This window comes from Nocardia sp. NPDC055053 (assembly GCF_053608285.1).
Genome location: NZ_JBSGVD010000007.1, coordinates 181,333 through 197,837, shown reverse-complemented (window position 1 = coordinate 197,837; position 16,505 = coordinate 181,333). Strand labels below are relative to the sequence as shown.

The following is a 16,505-nucleotide window of genomic DNA, read 5'->3' as shown; positions in this document are numbered from 1 at the left end:
AAAGCCGCGTTAGAGTGGCCTCGGGAAGCGGAGCGAGGAGCTGGTTGGTGTCCATCGGGAAATTGGTGTCGTTCGACGGGTCACGGGGTTTCGGGTTCATCCGGCCCGACGACGGCGGGCCCGATGTGTTCGTCCACGTCAACGACATCGGGCTCGACGAGGACGAGCTCCGCCAGGGCAGGCTGTTCGAATTCGACGTCACCGAGGGCGATCGTGGCCCCAAGGCGATCAATCTGACCGCGGTGGGCCACGCCGCGCCGCCGCCGAAATCGCGCAAGGACCGCCCGGGCGGCGATCGGCTCGGCGCCGACGAGTTGCGCAGGCAGATCACCGAACTGCTGCTCGAAGCCTCGCCCGCCCTGACCGCGGCCGAGATCATCACCATCCGCGACCGCTTCACCCTCTTCGCCGACGAGCACGGCTGGCTCGACAGCTGACCGCGACACCGCCGCGCTCGATATCCGCGCGCTGTCGGTGGGCCGCCCTACGATCGAACTCGCACCGATGAATCGGGTGCGCTCGCGCCGTCGACACGGGTGAACCCACTCGCGAGGAGGATCGGATGGATCTACCGGTGATGCCGCCCGTGCGCCCGATGCTGGCCAAGTCGACGCCGTCGCTGCCCCGCGAACCAGCGCTCGCCTACGAACCGAAGTGGGACGGATTCCGCTGCATCGTGTTCCGCGACGGCGACGAGATCGAACTGGGTTCCCGCAACGACCGCCCGCTCACCCGGTACTTCCCCGAACTGGCCGAGCTGCTGAAAGCCGCACTGCCGCAGCGCTGTGTCGTCGACGGGGAGATCGTGGTCGTCACCGAGCAGGGCCTGGATTTCGACACCTTGCAGCAGCGGCTGCATCCGGCGGCGTCGCGGGTGAACAAGCTTGCCGTGGAGACTCCGGCCAGCTTCGTTGCGTTCGATCTGCTCGCCCTCGGCGAGCGCGACCTGACGAAGGAGCCGTTCACCGAGCGCAGGCGCGAACTCGAATCCCTGCTCGATGCCGCGCCGGGGCGGATCCACCTGACGCCGATCACCCACGATCCCGATGTCGCGCAGGACTGGTTCACCCGGTTCGAGGGCGCGGGCTTCGACGGGGTGATGGCCAAGGCCGACGATCTGCCCTACCTGCGGGACAAGCGGGTGATGCTCAAGATCAAGCACGAACGCACCGCCGACTGCGTGGTCGCCGGGTACCGGCTGCACAAGGACGGCGAAGGGGTCGGGTCGCTGCTGCTCGGCCTGTTCGACGACAAGGGCAACCTCAACCATGTCGGGGTCGCCTCCAGCTTCACCGCGGCCCGGCGCCGCGAACTGCTCGGCGAGCTGGCACCGCTGCGGGAGAACGCGCTCGACGATCATCCGTGGCGAACGTGGGCCGACGCCCAGGCCACCGCGAACGGCAAGATGCCCGGCGGGGTGAGTCGCTGGACCGGCGGCAAGGACCTCTCATGGGAACCGTTGCGGCCGGAGCTGGTCGCCGAGGTGCGCTACGAGCACGTCCAATCGGGACGCTTCCGCCACGGCGGGCGGCTGGTCCGATTCCGCGCCGACCGCACCCCCGACTCGTGCACCTACGCCCAGCTCGACGAGGTCGCCCCGGCCGAACTGGACGCGATCTTCGGAGCCGAACGATGAGCGCCGCGGTCGAGGTCGAAGCCGACGGCCGCGCGCTGTCGATCAGCAACCCGGACAAGGTCTATTTCAGCAAGCGCGGCGAGACGAAACTCGATCTCGTCCGCTACTACCAGGCCGTGGCCGATCCGCTGCTCGGCGTGATCGGGGGCAGGCCGCTGCTGCTGGAACGCTATCCCGACGGCGCTTCGGGCAAGTCGTGGTTCCAGAAGCGGGTTCCCAAGTCGGCGCCGGAGTGGTTGCAGACCGTCGAAGTGTCCACCCCGAACGGGACCACCAGCGACGCGCTGGTCGCGCACGATCTCGCGCACATCCTGTGGGCGGTCAACCAGGGCTGCCTCGGCTTCCACGTCTGGCCCAATCACGTGCCCGACCTGAAGATCGCCGACGAGCTGCGGATCGACCTCGATCCCTCGCCGGGCATCGGGTTCGACGATCTGCGTCACGCGGCCGGGCTCACCCGCGACCTGCTGAGCGAACTCGGCATCGACTGCCGGATCAAGACCTCGGGTTCGCGCGGGCTGCACATCTACACCACGCTCGAGCCACGCTGGGACGGTTACCAGGTGCGGGCGGCCGCCGTCGCGCTGGCCAGGGAACTCGAACGCAGGCATCCCGAGGAGATCACCGCGCAGTGGTGGAAGGAGGAACGCGGCTCACGCGTGTTCGTCGACTTCAACCAGAACGCGCCGCACAAGACGGTGTTCGGCGCCTGGTCGGTCCGACCCAAGGTCGGCGGTCAGGTCTCGACTCCGATCATGTGGTCCGAACTCGACACCGTCGTCCCCGACGAGCTCACCCTCGCCACTGTCCCTGGCCGGCTTGCCGAACTGGGCGACCCGTGGGCCGATCGCACGCCGCAATCGATCGAACCGCTGCTGGCGATGTCGGAACGCGACATGGCCGACGGCCTGATGGACGCGCCGTGGCCGCCGCAGTATCCGAAGATGCCGAACGAGCCGCCGCGGGTGCAGCCGAGCCGGGCCAAGAAGGGCGACTGAGACCTATTCCTCGGTCCAGGGCACCCAGCTGCCGGTGCCTGCCTTGCCCTCGCACACCAGCGCGTGGTTGTCGGAGGTGCGCCCCGACTTGTCGACCGACGGATCGCAGCGCTCACCCGGGGTGTAGTACGACCCGGACACCTTGAACGGGCCGGACCAGGTGTAGTTGCCGTCGGCCCGCAGGCACAGCAGGGTCGCACCGTCCGCCGCTACCCCGAGCAATCCCGCCCGGTCCGCCGAACAGGGTGTGCCCTTCTCGACGACGCCACCCGACGGGCTCACCACCGGAACGGTTCCGGTCGCCGTCGGCGCGCCATGGGACGACACCGTCGTGGTGGTCACCGAGGCCGCTGTCGTTGTCGTCTGGGCCAGCGTGGGCACCTCGATCTCCAGCCCGCCGAACGCGACGAGCCCGACCGCCGCGACGGCGGCCACCTCCGCGATTCCCAGCAGCAGCGCGAACAGCGCCATTCCCCGCCCCCGCGGATGCCCGAACGACAGCAGCCCGAACACGATCGCGATCGGGAACAGCAGCACCAGCGCGGCGGCGAGCGCGACCATCGCGTAGGGGTTGATCCGCGGCTGGTCACCGCCGCGACCGCCCTGTCCACCGTCCGCCGGTGTCGCGTGCGGCCAGCGCTGGCCGTTCCAGCGCCGATCCTCGGTTTCCTCCTCGGGGTCGTCGTCCCATTCGTCGTACCGTGCCATCAACCCCGGGTCCCTTCCCAATCCCCCCGGCGCGGAAACATAACAACCTTGCAACGCCGGGTTACGCGACGAGGATAGGGACTCCGGGGCCGGTTGGTCAGCGCAAACGGCAAATGCGCTCACGTACTGTCCGGACCGGATCCAGGGGAATGGATACCGGTAACGAAGCGGCAAACCCTTTGCCACGTCACCCGCTTCGGGTCCATGCTGGTCACAGGTACCAGTGCGCGCATTTCGAGCTCGCGAGGAGGACCCGATGCCCGGCAGCACCACTTCGGCAGACGAGCCCGGCTGGCATGCCCAAGCCGGCGATCTGCTCGCCGACGACTACAACGTTCCCGGCATCATCGCGTGCGCGATCGGCGTCATCAGCCTCGCCTGCACGCTCGTCGCCGCGGGGTCGGGGTATGTCGGGTACGCGGTGCTCGCGGGCGTCTCCACGGCGGTATTCCTCCTCGGTGGCGCCGCGGCGCTGCTGTTCGAGCATCACCGGGAGGAGCGGATCGAGCAGCTCTACGGGCGCAGCGGGCACGCGCCGGGACATATCGACCCGCAGCGCTACGGCGCCAGGGAGATCGCGGTCCCCAATCCCGCCCAGCGCAGGTCGGTTCCTAGCCTGCCACGCCCGACCGCGGTTCCACGCTCGGCATCGTCTCGGTGATGACGGTGAGCAGGGTGTCGGCGAGCAGGCGGTGCACCTGATCCCTGGTCAGCGTGCTGCGGGTGATCCACTCACGACCGGCCACCTTCACCAATCCGGCGTAGGCAAGGACCAGTGCGCGCAACGGTGCACTGTCTGCCACATCGGGGCGCCCGATCATCACCAGCATGCGTTCGGCGGCGGCGTCGTCGGCCTGGTCGAGGATCTGCTGCACCTCGGGATCGTCACCGACACCCTCGTGACTGGTGACCTTCACCCAGGTGGTGCCGTGCTCGGCGATGGTGTCGAGCAGCCAGGTGACGATCGCGTCGACCCGTTCGCCCGGGGTGCCCTCGGGGATGGACACCTTGTCCGGGCGCGGCAGCGTCACCATCCGGCGCACGACCGCCAGGTACAGGTCGCGCTTGTTGCCGAAATAGTGGTTGATCAGCCCGCGGGCGACACCGGCGCGCTGGGCCAGTTCCGCGGTCGACACCGCCGCGTAGGGCCGTTCACCGAACATGTCGATGGCACAGGCCAGGATCTGCGCGCGTCGCTCGTCGGGTTCGAGCCTGCGCCTGCGCGGCGCGTCTGCGGTGTCGGTGTCGAGCGGGGAAATCGGGCTGCTCCGTCGGGTTCGGTGGCCGCCGCGCGGTTGCGGCAGCGGTGCACCACGATACCCAGCGGGTCCGTCGAGCGGCCAATGCGACAATAAGTGTCGTCCCCCGCTCCCGCACGAAGGAATGCCGCACTCCCCGATGACCGAGAACATGATCGATCCGGACGAGTTGGCGACCTGTCTGCGAGTATTGGAACGAGCCGGGCAGCTGGAGAAGGAACACCCCGATTCGATCGCGGTGCAGCGCGCCGTCGGGCACATGTTCAAGAAGCTCAAGCAGCGCCGTCGCATCGAGGCCAGGGAGCAGGTCGCCACCGCGGACCGCGCGGTCATCGCGGCAACGGCCACCGGCTCGCCGCAGCGCATCGACGACGAGACCGCGGGCATCCAGATCAGCTCGGCCACCACCGGCGCGAGCGCGGGCACGCTGCTGCGTGCGCGTCCCTGCTACATCTGCAAGCAGCGCTACACCCAGGTCGACGCGTTCTACCACCAGCTGTGCCCCGACTGCGCGGCCGCGAGCCACGCCAAGCGGGACGCCCGCACCGACCTGGCAGGCAAGCGTGCCCTGCTGACCGGTGGCCGCGCCAAGATCGGCATGTACATCGCGCTGCGGCTGCTGCGCGACGGCGCGCACACCACGATCACCACCCGCTTCCCCAACGACGCGATCCGCCGCTTCGCCGCGATGGAGGACAGCGCCGACTGGCTGCACCGACTGCGCATCGTCGGCATCGATCTGCGTGATCCGGCGCAGGTCGTCGCACTGGCCGACGACGTCGCCGCGCAGGGCCCGCTCGACATCCTGATCAACAACGCCGCCCAGACCGTGCGCCGCTCGGCAGGCGCCTACAGCGCCCTGGTCGACGCCGAGACCGCGCCGCTGCCCGCCGGCATGCTGCCGGAGATGGTCACCTTCGGCAAGACGATGCAGGCTCACCCCACCGCGCTGACCGCCTCGCTGACGCCGTCGCTGTCGGCCGCCGATGTCGCCGAGCTGGCGCTGGTCGCCGGCTCGGCCACCCCGGAGCGGATCGCCGCGGGCGTGGCGATCGACGCGGGCGGCCTCGTCCCCGATCTCGCGCACACCAACAGCTGGGTGCAGACCGTGGCCGAGGTGGACGCCACCGAGCTGCTGGAAGTGCAGCTGTGCAATTCGGTCGCGCCGTTCATCCTGGTGTCGCGGTTGCGTCCGGCGATGGCCGCCGCGGCGGGCCGCCGCAAGTACGTGGTGAACGTCTCGGCGATGGAAGGCCAGTTCAGCCGCGGCTACAAGGGCCCGGGCCACCCGCACACGAATATGGCCAAGGCCGCGCTGAACATGCTGACCCGCACCAGCGCCCTGGAGATGTTCGAGGCCGACTCGATCCTGATGACCGCGGTCGATACCGGCTGGATCACCGACGAGCGCCCGCACTACACGAAGGTGCGCCTGGCCGAAGAAGGCTTCCACGCGCCGCTGGACCTGGTCGACGGCGCCGCCCGCGTGTACGACCCGATCGTGCAGGGCGAGAACGGCGTCGACCTGTACGGCTGCTTCCTCAAGGACTACCAGCCCTCCCCCTGGTAACCGCGATCCAAGCGATGCCGAACCGGAATGTTGATCATGATTCCGGTCGCCGATCGGATACCTATTCTGAATAGGTGCCGTTCCGGGTGTTGGCCGATCTCATCGCCGTCACCCACGTCGCGTTCATCGCGTACGTGGTCGCCGGCGGTTTCCTGGCGTGGCGGTGGCCCCGCACCATCGGCCTGCATCTGCTGGCCGCGTCGTGGGGATTCGGCACGATCCTGATCGGCTTCGACTGCCCGCTGACCCACGCCGAGAACTGGGCACACCGACGGGCAGGCGAAGCCGCGCTGCCTGCGAGCGGTTTCATCGACTACTACCTGACCGGAGTCATCTATCCCGACAGCGCGATCGGCGTGGTGCGGCTGGTGGCCGCGCTCGCCGTGCTCGTGTCGTGGGCGGGCTATGTGCGTCTGTATCAGCAGCGCCACCGCGGGCTCAGCTCAGGTGCCGCGTGATCTCCTGCGCCACCGCGGCGGGCTGCTCGTCGAGGTAGAAGTGCCCACCGGAGAAGGTACGCAGCGTGAACGCCCCGTCGGTCACCGTGCGCCATTGTCCGGCCTGCTCGACGGTGGTGGTCGGGTCCTCGGTGCTCACCAGCGCCACGACCGGGCAGCTCAGCGGGGATCCGGGCTGGTGCCGGTAGGTCTCGACAGCCTGATAGTCGGCGCGGACGGCGGGCAGCACCAGGTCGGCCAGGCCCGGCTCTGTACGCAGCAACCGCACGGGCGCGGGGTCGGTGGCCAGGCGCTCGAGGTCGTCGATGAGGGCGGCATCAGAGCCCTGGTGCAGCCGCTGGGTCTCGACGAATTCCGGTGCGGGACGACCGGAGACGATGAGCTGATCAACCGGCCGACCCGCCGCGGCGAGCCGCCGTGCGGTCTCATAGGCCACGGTCGCGCCCATGCTGTGCCCGAACAGCGCGCGCGGGCGGCTCGGCTGCCGCAGCAGGTCGGCGGCGATCCGGTCGGCGAGCTCGTGCAGGTCGGTGATCATCGGATCGCCGAGCCGATCCTGGCGGCCCGGGTATTGCACGGCGGCGACGTCGACCCCTGGTCCGATGTGTCGCGCCAGTTCGCGGTAGAAGGCGGCCGAGCCGCCGCCCGGCGGCAGGCAGACCAGTTGCCCGCGCGGCGCCTGATCCGGTCGGAGTACCCGAACCCATTCCGTCGCAGCCGTATTCACGCCCACCTCACCCTCCTTCACCATGATCGCCGCGGTTAGGCTGGTCGAGGTGACCACCGCGCAGCAACTCGTGCACGCCTACGAGACCGGTCTGGGACTCGCGGTATCGGCCGGGGCCGACGAGCCGGATCCGGGTGACCGGCTCGCGGCCACGCTACCGGTCTGGGCACTGGCCGCGGGGTCGGTGACGGCTGTCGGCGCGGCCGCGAACCGGATCCGCGCAGCGCACGGGCTGGCGACCAGGCCGTCTGCCCTCGATCCGGCCCGGGTCGGCGCGGCGTTCTCCAGTGAGCGGCTGTTTCGCCGCGGTGGCAGCGCGCCGTCTATTTTCGCCGAGCTGTCCGGCTTCTTTCACACCGCCGACGGGTGGGTACGCACCCATGCCAACTATCCGCACCATCGCGACCGCCTGACCCACGCCCTCGGCCTGTCTCCGTCGGCCGACGCCGCGCAGTTCGCCGCCAGGGTGGCCGCCATGCCCGCGGTCGAAGTCGAGGATCTGGCGGCCGCCGCTGGTGCGATCGCCGTGCGCGTGCGCACCGAGTCCGAATGGGCAGGCAGTCCCATGGGCCGGGCGGCCGCAGCCGGTCCGCTGGTGACAGTCGACCGGCGCGCCGACACCGTCACACTGCCGAATTCGGCGCATTCCAACCCGTCTACGTGGCGTCCGACCGCCGAACACCCGTTGCGTGGCATCCGGGTTCTCGACCTGACCAGGGTCCTGGCCGGGCCCGTCGCGACCCGCACCCTCGCGCTGCTCGGCGCCGATGTGCTCCGCGTCGATCCGCCGCAGCTGCCCGAAATCGACTGGCAGTTCGCCGACACCTGCCAGGGCAAACGGTCGACCCTGCTCGACCTGCGCACCGACCTCACGACATTCGAAAATCTCCTGTCCGCCGCCGATGTGCTGGTGACGGGCTACCGGCCGGGTGCGCTCGCCGCGGCGGGCGTTCGGGCAACGAGGCCCGATCTCATCGACGCGTCCGTCTCGGCATGGGGCACAGCCGGAGCGTGGGCCACCCGACGTGGTTTCGACAGCATCGTCCAGGCGACATCAGGTATTTCGCTGATCGAAGGCTCACCGGATCGCCCCGGTGCGCTGCCTGCGCAAGCGCTCGACCACGGCTCCGGGTATCTCCTCGCCGCGGGCATCCTGGACGCACTGCTGGCGCGAGCCGACGACGGAGCAGGTCGCGACGTGCGAGTCTCGTTGGCCCGCACCGCTTCCTGGCTCCTGGCAGGTGATCGCGCCGCTACGCACCCCGCCGCGGCGGCGCCCGATCCGGCGGCGACCGTCACCCACGGCGAACTCGTCACCGCCGCGCCGGCATTCGCCGAGTACGCCGACTTCCGCTGGCCCGCACCGCCCTACGGGTCCGCGCAGCCGTTCTGGCTGGAGCTACCGGACCAACGCACCTGACCTGTCACGCAGATCCCTGACCTGGCAGACGGTCTCAGCGACCCGCGAGCGCGCGCACCGCCTCCGCCAGCTGATCACCGTCGGCCACCACTTCACCCGGATTCAGCAACCACAGCACACCGAGGCCCTGCGCGAGGACGAAGTACAACCGGCTGATCGCGTCGGCCTGTGTCTCGTCGAGTTCCGGATGCGCCGCGCGCAGATTCGCCGCGAGATCGGTATAGGCACCCGAGAGCTGGTCACCGAGCTGGGCACGGGCCTCGTCGGAGCGCACGATCCGCACGATGTTCTCCAGGCTGGCCAGCATCGCCTCGTGATTGCCGGCGAACACGGCGGGCATCCCGTTCCACAGCCGGGTGAGCCCGGCCAGCGGCGATGTACCGGCGCCCGTGTCGATCAGCTCCTCCATCGCGTCACCGATCGAGTTACCGAGAGCCTCGCTCAGCGCCTCGGTGACCAGCCGTTCCTTGGACCCGAAGTGATAGCCGATCGCGGCCAGACTCACCCCGGCGGCCGCGGCGATATCGCGCGCGGTCGCCTTGGCCACGCCGCGTTCCAGGATGACCTTGCGCGCCCCCGCCAGCAGGTCTTCTCGATTACCCATGCCGCGAGACTACCCGACCGTCTTAGACATTTGTACTAGACATACGTGCAACCCAGATGTTAGACATATGTCTAAGACATTCGTTCTCCAGACGGGACACACCATGACCACCACCAGCCCCCTGCACGTTCTGGTCTCCGGCGGCGGTATCGCGGGCAACGCGGTCGCACTCCAGTTGCTGCGCAGCGGCATTCGCACCACCGTCGTCGAGCGTGCCGCGGTTCCCCGCCCCGGCGGCCAGGCCGTGGATCTGCGTGGACCGAGCCGGGAAGCGGCCGAGCGGATGGGCCTGATGGAAGGCATCCGCAAGTACCAGCTCGACGAGCGCGGCATGTCCTACATCGACGGCGACGGCCGCGTCTACGCCCGCATGGCGATGGAGGATTTCGACGGTCAGGGTGCGGTCGCCGAGATCGAGATCACCCGCGGCGACCTCAACCAGGTCCTGCTCGACGCGCTGGCGATCGCCGACAACGGCCACCTCGACTACCGCTACGGCGAGTGGATCGAACAGGTCGAGCAGGACGACACCGGCGTCGTGGTCACCTTCGCCTCGGGCCGCACCGAACGTTTCGACCTGGTGATCGGCGCCGACGGCGTGCACTCGGCGACACGCAGGCTCGTCTTCGGTCCGGAGGAGCGGTTCAGCACCAATCTCGGCGGTTACGGCGCGTTCTTCACGATGCCGACCCCGCCGCGGGTCGAGCCCGGCTGGTTCGGCATGCGCCTGGTTCCCGGCGCCATGCTCGGTATCCGCCCCGACGGCGACCCGGCTACCGCGAAGGCGATCATTACCATCCGCACCGACGTCGACCCCGCCCTGCGGCGCGACCCCGACGCCCAGCGCGCCCTGATCCGCCGTGCCATCGGTGAGGCCGGGTGGCACGCGCCCGCGGTGCTCGCCGCGATGGAGACCACCCCCGATTTCTACTTCGACGAACTCGCCCGCGTCGACGTGCCGGACCTGGCCGTCGGCCGCGTCACGCTGGTCGGCGACGCGGGCTACTGCGGCTCCCCCATGACCGGCATGGGCACCGCGATGGCCGTGGTCGGCGCCTATGTCCTGGCCGCCGAGATCGCCGCAACGCCGGCGGATCTGCCCGGCGCCCTGCGGCGCTATCAGGACACGATCACGCCGTTCCTGGCCGAAGCCAAGGAGATTCCCGGCGGCGGCATCGCGATGATGCTCCCGCGCACCAAGCTGATGACCAACCTGGCGAAGGTGAATGTGCGGATGATGATGTCGCGTCCGATGCGGCCGATCACCAAGAAGATCTTCTTCGGCCACACCGAGAAGTTCAGCCTGCCGACCTACTGATCGCCCGGCCCGGACCTCCCGCGGGATCCGGGCCTCCCGCCGCGGCTACCCTCGACCTGTGGCACAGCAGATCATCCTCGACGTGGACACCGGAATCGATGATTCGCTGGCGCTGCTCTATCTGCTGGCGTCACCGGAGGCGCGGATCATCGGGATCGCCGCGACCGCGGGCAATGTGCCGACTGCACAGGTGGCGGTGAGCACCCTCGCCCTGCTCGATCTTGCCCAGGCCGACGAGATCGAGGTGGCCGCAGGCACGGACGGACCGCTGGCCGTGCCGCTGCGCACCACCGAGGACACGCACGGCCCGCAGGGCCTCGGGTATGCCGAACTGCCCGTCTCGTCTCGCCCGCTGTCGGACCGGTCGGCGGCGCAGATGTGGGTGGACCTGGCCCGCGCGAATCCCGGCTCGGCGATCGGCCTGTGCACCGGCCCGCTGACCAATCTCGCGCTGGCCCTGCGCATCGAACCCGAACTGCCCCGGCTGTTGCGGCGCCTGGTGATCATGGGCGGCGCGTTCAACCATCCGGGCAACACCACCCCGACCAACGAGTGGAACATCCACGTCGACCCCGAGGCGGCCAAGGAGGTGTTCGACGCGTTCTCGGCGGCGGCGCCGGATCGCAGGCCGCTGGTGTGCGCGCTCGACATCACCGAGTCCATCGAGATGCGGCCCGAGCACCTGGCCCGGCTGGCCGAGGCCGCGCACAGCACGCCGATCGAACGGGTCGCCGCGGGCGTTGCCCCCGAATGGCGTTCGGCGGCGAGCAATCCGATCATCCGGTATCTCGTCGACGCGGTGCGGTTCTACTTCGACTTCCACGATCTGTACGACCTGGGCTATCTCGCGCACATGCACGATCCGTTCGCGGCGGCGGTCGCGCTGGACCCGGCTCTGGTGCTGACCCGCCCCGCCACCGTCGACGTCGAACTGGCGGGCACCATCACCCGGGCGGCCACCGTCGCCGACTGGGCGGGCATGTGGGGCAGGGAGCCCAACGCCGACATCGTGATCGGCACCGACCCCGCCGTCTTCTTCGAACGTCTCGTCACCCGCGTCGGCGCCTTCGCCCGTCGCCTGTACCCGGAGCCGCCCTCGTGACCGTCGATACCGCCGCCTATCTCGCCGACTTCCGCCGACGCCTCGAGCTGCCCGCGATCGTCGACGTGCACACCCACTTCATGCCCGACCAGGTGATGCGGAAGGTGTGGGCGTACTTCGACCAGGCAGGCCCGCTGACCGGCCGTCCGTGGCCGATCACCTACCGCGACGACGAACAGGTGCGGCTGAAGACCCTGCGCGACTTCGGCGTCCGCGCGTTCACCTCGCTGGTGTACCCGCACAAGCCGCAGATGGCCGCCTGGCTCAACGAGTGGACCGCCGAGTTCGCCGCCCGCACACCCGACTGCCTGCACACCGCCACCTTCTATCCCGAACCGGAGGCACCCGAGTACGTCCGCGCCGCGATCTCCGGTGGCGCGCGAGTCTTCAAGGTGCACATCCAGGTCGGCGCCTTCTCACCGCTGGACCCACTGCTCGACCCCGTGTGGGCGATCCTCGCCGAGACCGGCGTGCCCGTGCTCATCCACTGCGGATCCGGGCCCGCCCCCGGCGAATTCACCGGCCCGGCGCCCATCGCCGAACTGCTGCGCCGCTTTCCGGCGCTGCGGCTGATCATCGCGCACATGGGCACCCCCGAGTACAGCGAGTTCCTCGACCTGGCCGAGCGGTACCCGCGGCTGTACCTGGACACGACGATGGTGTGGACCGACTTCAGCGAAGGCGGCGCGCCGTTCCCGCCCACCGAGCGGGAACGGCTGCGCCGCTTCGCCGATCGCATCCTGTTCGGCAGCGACTTCCCCAACATCCCCTACCCGTACGCCGAGGCCGTCCAGGCGCTCGAGCGGCTGGACCTCGGGCCGGACTGGCTGCGCAAGGTGTGCCACGACAACGCGGTCACGCTGTTCGACCTGCGCTGATCAGGCGGGGATCGCCATCCCTTCGGCCAGCAGCGGCCAGGAGTTCTTGAACGCCTTCTGCCAGTAGCCCCACGAATGGGTGCCCTGGGTCGACACATCGAAGGTGGCGGGAATGTCTAGCTCGGCGAGCCGGTCCTGCAGGTTCTTGGTGCACCAGCCGGTCGCGGCCTCGATCACGCCGCCGACCACGATCTGATTGGCCAGGCCGACCGGCCCCCAGGTGACCAGGTGCGGGTCGCCGAGCTTGTCGTGCTCGCCGGGCAGGCCGTTGCCGTTGGAGATGTAGAGCTTGGTGCCGCGCAGGCCCTCGGCATTGACGACGGGATCGTTGGCGACCCACTCCGGGTCACCGGGCGGGCCGTACATGTTCGACGCGTCGCCGCCACCGGTGCCGACGACGACGTTCACGAACTGCCTGCCCACCGGGTCGCTGATCTGCGCGCAGCCGCTGTAGGCCGCGACCGACCGGAACAGGCCGGGTTTCGCGATCGCGAGCTGCAGCACCGAGGTGACGGTCATGGAGTTCGCGGCGATCGCGTTCCGGCCGGTCGTCTCGAACATCGTGTCGACGAGCGCGGGCAGCTCGTCGAGGAAGAAGGTGCGCCACTTGTTCACGCCCAGCATGGGATCCGGCTCGCGCCAGTCGGTGTAGTAGCTCCACGCACCGCCCACCGGCATGACGACATTGACGTCCTTGCCCGCCAGAAAATCCACGACATCGGTGTTCTGCTCCCAGGTCGCGGTGTCCTCACCGCCACCGGCGCCGTTCACCAGATACAGCGACGGCCGCGGCACCGAGGTGTCCGCGGGCCGCTGCACCTTCACCGAGACCTCGCGCGCCATGGCCGCCGAATAGATCCGCACCGTCACCTGGCGCCCGTCGACCGAGGTCACCTCGGCCCGCGACCCGTCGACCGCCACCGCCCGATGCGTCACCACGGCACCGGATTCCGGCGCCTCCGCGCCGACGCCGCCCGCGCCGACCACTGTCGAACCCACGGCGACGAGCACCGCCACCAACGCCGAGACCGCGCCGCGGCACCTCATCGATCGAGCCTCCTACTGAAAACCGACCGCTCAGTGCGGTCGATCACAGTATCGGCAAAGATCACATCACCGTTACCGGTTCCTTACCGATTCGTCACCAGAAACAATGCCCCCTGGCCGAATTAGGCCGCCGCCACCGTGAAGCGGGCGCGTCGGTGGACCGGGTGTTCCGCCTCGTCGAGCAGGGCGACCGCGAAGTCCTCCATCGAGATGGTCGACACTCCGTCGACGTCGACCAGCAGTTCGTCGGCACCGACCCGGTAGCTCCCGGTACGTTCACCCGCAACGAGCTCGGCAGGCGGACTCAGATAGGTCCAGTCGGCCTCCGCATCGGCTCGGCACGCGGCGAGCTGTTCGGCGCACGCCCGCGCGATCGCGGCGAGTTCGGCGGGGAAATCCGGGGTTTCGTGCAGCAATGCCCCGGCGCCTGGCACCACCAGCGTCGCCGCGCCGCCGACGACGAGCAACCGCACGCCGCCGCGGGCCACGCCGTCGAGCATCGCCGCCGCGACCACCGGCAGTTCGGACTCGCGCCCAACCGCGGGGCGCGTCGCCGCGATCACGAGATCGTGACCGGCACTCAGCTTTTCGACGTCGTCGGCAGAGGCCGCGTCACCGATCCGCACCCGCACCCCGTCCGGCATCACCACGGCCCGCCGCACCACCGCGGTCACCTCGTGCCCGCGCGCCACCGCTTCGGCCACCACCCTGCTGCCGACGGCTCCACCCGCTCCGAACACCGCGATCCGCATGATCAATCCTCCTGTGCGACAACCCGACTCACTGACAGGTCGAATATATCTTAATATTGAGTTAGTTAATCATGATGTATCTCACCATTGAGATATCAGTCGCCGGTGAGCTTGGAGGCGTAGACGGCGAGGCGGACGCGGTTGTCGGTACCGGTCTTCTCGAGCAGGTTCGCGATGTGACTCTTGACGGTGCTCACGCCGAGATGGAGCCGGTCGGCGATCTCCTGGTTGCCGTATCCGTCGCCGACCAGGCGCAAGACATCGAGTTCGCGGGGTGTCAGATCGGGTGCGGGGGCCGGGCTGGGAGCCGATTGGGCGTCGAGAGCCCGGTTCACCAGGCGGCGCAGGAGAGTGGGCGAGAACAGCAGGTCGCCGTCGACTGTGCGCCGGATGGCGTCGAGGAGAACCTCGGGGTCGGTGTCCTTGACGAAATACCCTGCGGCTCCGGCGGCGAGGGCTGGGAACAGGTGATCGTCGTCGTCGAAGGTGGTGAGCACCAGCACCTTCGCGCGCGGCGACAGGGCGAGGATCTGCCGGGTGGCCGCGACGCCGTCGAGGCCGGGCATGCGCAGGTCCATGACGACGAGATCGGGCACGAGTTCGGCGAACTGCCGCACCGCCTCGACGCCGTCGGCGGCCTCACCGACGACGGCGAGGTCGGTGGTGTCCTCGATGAGCATGCGCACGCCTGCCCGCACCAGGCGCTGGTCGTCCACCAGCAGCACCGTGATCACGCGTCGACTCCCTGTACGGCATCGGGCAGCCAGGCCCGCACCACCCAGTGGTCGGCGTCGGCGCCGACGGACAGGGTGCCGCCGGCGAGGGCGACCCGTTCACGCATCCCGACGATGCCGTGTCCCGGCGCTGCCGGGGTGTCACGGCCGCCGCTGACCACCTCGACGCCGATGCCGTCGTCGCGCTTGCCGATCCGGAATCGCACGGGCACACCGCGATCCGCGTGCTTCATGACATTGGTCAGCGATTCCTGGACCAGGCGCAACAGGGTGAGTCTGCTCATCGCGTCGAGCGTGCCGAGTTCGGTCTCGAGGTCGGCCTCGACGGTGAATCCGGCGGCGCGGGCCCGGGTGAGCGCGGCGGTGACCTCGGTGACGACCGCGTCGGCTTCGACCAGCGAGACCGTCCCGAGCGCGGGATCACGCAGCGCCGCGAGAAACCGGCGAATGTCGGCCAGCGCGTCGGCCGCGGTGCCGCGGACATCGTCGAGAACGGCGAAGATGCGCGGATCCGCTTCCCGCACAACACGTCCGGCGACGGAGATGCGCAGGATGATCGAGGCCATGTGGTGGGCGACCACATCGTGCAGTTCCCGCGCCATGGCCGCGCGTTCGTCGATGCGGGTCCGTGCTTCGGCCTCGGCCGCGCGCATCCGCAGGTTCTCCGCGAGGTCTCGCTGACCACGCAGGTACAGCCCGAGCAGCAGCGGCAGTCCCACATACGCCACGGCCTCGACGACGGTGGACGCCCGGCCGATGGAGGTGTCGTGCAGTCCGACCCGCCCGAGGACGACGGCCGCCGCCCAGCACGCTGTCGCCACCCACACTGTGTCGCGCCGATGCGTGCGCGCGACGACATCGACCAGTGCCACCGCACCGAGAGAGGGCACCAGGCCCGACACGCCCCAGGCCGGTGTGCGCAGCATCGGCACGGCGAGCGCCGACAGCACGATCGACACAGCCAGCGGCCACCGCGCTCCGGCGAGGAACACCACGCCCGCGGTGACGGCGAGCACCCAGTAGTGCGCAGGCACCCGGTACTGCCCCGGGTAGGTGCTGGCCAGCAGCAACACCGGGATCAGCACCAGCGGCAGCTGGCGCAGGAGCGGCCGCAGGTCCCGGTGTGCGCTGATGTCGATCACGCACCCACGGTAGGTGACGGAGCGCGGCTAGCACGCGATCGGCGCGTCCGCAAGGGCCGCGCGGCCGGATTCGGTCCGGCGGGTCCGGCCGCTGGGCGGAGTTGTCGAGGTCGCGGCCGATCGAAGCTGGAGTTTCCCGCACAGACAAGGAG

General features: G+C 69.5%; 18 protein-coding genes. 10 read left to right on the top strand and 8 right to left on the bottom strand.

The genetic code is table 11. From position 1 onward, the window contains the following. Positions 1–44 precede the first annotated feature (44 nt). From ACWF82_RS10345 to ligD, 3 genes are all read left to right on the top strand, one after another. Entirely contained in the window at positions 45–437 is a 393-nt protein-coding gene (locus ACWF82_RS10345; RefSeq protein WP_452499941.1) for a cold shock domain-containing protein, read from the top strand. A 125-nt stretch (positions 438–562) separates the two neighbouring features. Next, positions 563–1,636, top strand: a complete 1,074-nt coding sequence (locus ACWF82_RS10340; protein WP_452499939.1) for an ATP-dependent DNA ligase — start codon at positions 563–565, stop codon at positions 1,634–1,636. Next, positions 1,633–2,634, top strand: a complete 1,002-nt coding sequence (gene ligD, locus ACWF82_RS10335; protein WP_452499938.1) for a non-homologous end-joining DNA ligase — start codon at positions 1,633–1,635, stop codon at positions 2,632–2,634. Before ACWF82_RS10340 ends, ligD begins: the two co-directional genes overlap by 4 nt. Positions 2,635–2,637: 3 nt before the next feature. Here the strand turns inward: ligD and ACWF82_RS10330 are convergent, their stop codons facing one another. Then, complete coding sequence (locus ACWF82_RS10330) at positions 2,638–3,342, bottom strand: hypothetical protein (protein WP_452499936.1); 705 nt, start codon at positions 3,340–3,342, stop codon at positions 2,638–2,640. A 256-nt stretch (positions 3,343–3,598) separates the two neighbouring features. On the opposite strand from ACWF82_RS10330, the gene ACWF82_RS10325 reads away from it, so the two are divergent. Next, a complete protein-coding gene (locus tag ACWF82_RS10325) occupies positions 3,599–4,003 on the top strand; it encodes a hypothetical protein (RefSeq protein ID WP_452499934.1) in 405 nt (134 codons plus the stop codon). Here ACWF82_RS10325 and ACWF82_RS10320 read toward each other — a convergent pair. Further along, positions 3,954–4,694: a TetR/AcrR family transcriptional regulator gene (locus tag ACWF82_RS10320; protein ID WP_452499932.1), complete on the bottom strand. Its 741-nt coding sequence runs from the start codon at positions 4,692–4,694 to the stop codon at positions 3,954–3,956. The genes ACWF82_RS10325 and ACWF82_RS10320 overlap by 50 nt on opposite strands. 46 nt (positions 4,695–4,740) lie before the next feature. Between ACWF82_RS10320 and ACWF82_RS10315 the strand changes: the two genes are divergently transcribed. After that, positions 4,741–6,171, top strand: coding sequence for an SDR family NAD(P)-dependent oxidoreductase (locus ACWF82_RS10315; protein ID WP_452499930.1), 1,431 nt, complete (start codon positions 4,741–4,743; stop codon positions 6,169–6,171). 74 nt (positions 6,172–6,245) lie between these two features. Then, positions 6,246–6,629, top strand: coding sequence for a DUF2784 domain-containing protein (locus ACWF82_RS10310; RefSeq protein ID WP_452499929.1), 384 nt, complete (start codon positions 6,246–6,248; stop codon positions 6,627–6,629). On the opposite strand, the gene ACWF82_RS10305 is transcribed toward ACWF82_RS10310, so the two are convergent. Beyond that, positions 6,610–7,362, bottom strand: a complete 753-nt coding sequence (locus tag ACWF82_RS10305) for a thioesterase II family protein (RefSeq protein WP_452499927.1) — start codon at positions 7,360–7,362, stop codon at positions 6,610–6,612. The genes ACWF82_RS10310 and ACWF82_RS10305 overlap by 20 nt on opposite strands. A 16-nt stretch (positions 7,363–7,378) precedes the next feature. On the opposite strand from ACWF82_RS10305, the gene ACWF82_RS10300 reads away from it, so the two are divergent. Next, positions 7,379–8,776: a CoA transferase gene (locus ACWF82_RS10300; RefSeq protein ID WP_452499925.1), complete on the top strand. Its 1,398-nt coding sequence runs from the start codon at positions 7,379–7,381 to the stop codon at positions 8,774–8,776. Between the two features lie 34 nt (positions 8,777–8,810). On the opposite strand, the gene ACWF82_RS10295 is transcribed toward ACWF82_RS10300, so the two are convergent. After that, positions 8,811–9,380, bottom strand: coding sequence for a TetR family transcriptional regulator (locus ACWF82_RS10295; protein ID WP_452499923.1), 570 nt, complete (start codon positions 9,378–9,380; stop codon positions 8,811–8,813). A gap of 103 nt (positions 9,381–9,483) precedes the next feature. Between ACWF82_RS10295 and ACWF82_RS10290 the strand changes: the two genes are divergently transcribed. From ACWF82_RS10290 to ACWF82_RS10280, 3 genes are read left to right on the top strand one after another with little or no spacing between them, the layout of a single operon-like run. Continuing rightward, positions 9,484–10,698, top strand: a complete 1,215-nt coding sequence (locus ACWF82_RS10290) for an FAD-dependent monooxygenase (RefSeq protein ID WP_452499921.1) — start codon at positions 9,484–9,486, stop codon at positions 10,696–10,698. 58 nt (positions 10,699–10,756) lie between these two features. After that, complete coding sequence (locus tag ACWF82_RS10285) at positions 10,757–11,800, top strand: nucleoside hydrolase (RefSeq protein WP_452499920.1); 1,044 nt, start codon at positions 10,757–10,759, stop codon at positions 11,798–11,800. Next, entirely contained in the window at positions 11,797–12,678 is an 882-nt protein-coding gene (locus ACWF82_RS10280) for an amidohydrolase family protein (protein ID WP_452499918.1), read from the top strand. The genes ACWF82_RS10285 and ACWF82_RS10280 overlap by 4 nt, the downstream gene beginning before the upstream one ends. Here ACWF82_RS10280 and ACWF82_RS10275 read toward each other — a convergent pair whose 3' ends face one another. From ACWF82_RS10275 to ACWF82_RS10260, 4 genes are all read right to left on the bottom strand, one after another. Further along, positions 12,679–13,725, bottom strand: coding sequence for an alpha/beta hydrolase (locus tag ACWF82_RS10275; protein ID WP_452499916.1), 1,047 nt, complete (start codon positions 13,723–13,725; stop codon positions 12,679–12,681). It lies immediately after the preceding gene. A 122-nt stretch (positions 13,726–13,847) separates the two neighbouring features. Then, complete coding sequence (locus tag ACWF82_RS10270; RefSeq protein WP_452499915.1) at positions 13,848–14,477, bottom strand: NAD(P)-dependent oxidoreductase; 630 nt, start codon at positions 14,475–14,477, stop codon at positions 13,848–13,850. Between the two features lie 95 nt (positions 14,478–14,572). Further along, the gene (locus tag ACWF82_RS10265) at positions 14,573–15,211 is read right to left on the bottom strand and encodes a response regulator (RefSeq protein WP_452499913.1); all 639 of its coding nucleotides are present in this window, start codon (positions 15,209–15,211) and stop codon (positions 14,573–14,575) included. Continuing rightward, entirely contained in the window at positions 15,208–16,353 is a 1,146-nt protein-coding gene (locus tag ACWF82_RS10260; protein ID WP_452499912.1) for a sensor histidine kinase, read from the bottom strand. The genes ACWF82_RS10265 and ACWF82_RS10260 overlap by 4 nt, the downstream gene beginning before the upstream one ends. Between the last annotated feature and the right edge of the window lie 152 nt (positions 16,354–16,505).

Bases quoted from the DNA above. Each gene is read 5' to 3' on its own strand.
- ACWF82_RS10315 (WP_452499930.1), top strand. From the start codon at position 4,741: ATGACCGAGAACATGATCGATCCGGACGAGTTGGCGACCTGTCTGCGA.
- ligD (WP_452499938.1), top strand. From the start codon at position 1,633: ATGAGCGCCGCGGTCGAGGTCGAAGCCGACGGCCGCGCGCTGTCGATC.
- ACWF82_RS10295 (WP_452499923.1), bottom strand. From the start codon at position 9,380: ATGGGTAATCGAGAAGACCTGCTGGCGGGGGCGCGCAAGGTCATCCTG.
- ACWF82_RS10325 (WP_452499934.1), top strand. From the start codon at position 3,599: ATGCCCGGCAGCACCACTTCGGCAGACGAGCCCGGCTGGCATGCCCAA.
- ACWF82_RS10290 (WP_452499921.1), top strand. From the start codon at position 9,484: ATGACCACCACCAGCCCCCTGCACGTTCTGGTCTCCGGCGGCGGTATC.
- ACWF82_RS10270 (WP_452499915.1), bottom strand. From the start codon at position 14,477: ATGCGGATCGCGGTGTTCGGAGCGGGTGGAGCCGTCGGCAGCAGGGTG.
- ACWF82_RS10275 (WP_452499916.1), bottom strand. From the start codon at position 13,725: ATGAGGTGCCGCGGCGCGGTCTCGGCGTTGGTGGCGGTGCTCGTCGCC.
- ACWF82_RS10330 (WP_452499936.1), bottom strand. From the start codon at position 3,342: ATGGCACGGTACGACGAATGGGACGACGACCCCGAGGAGGAAACCGAG.
- ACWF82_RS10300 (WP_452499925.1), top strand. From the start codon at position 7,379: ATGATCGCCGCGGTTAGGCTGGTCGAGGTGACCACCGCGCAGCAACTC.
- ACWF82_RS10340 (WP_452499939.1), top strand. From the start codon at position 563: ATGGATCTACCGGTGATGCCGCCCGTGCGCCCGATGCTGGCCAAGTCG.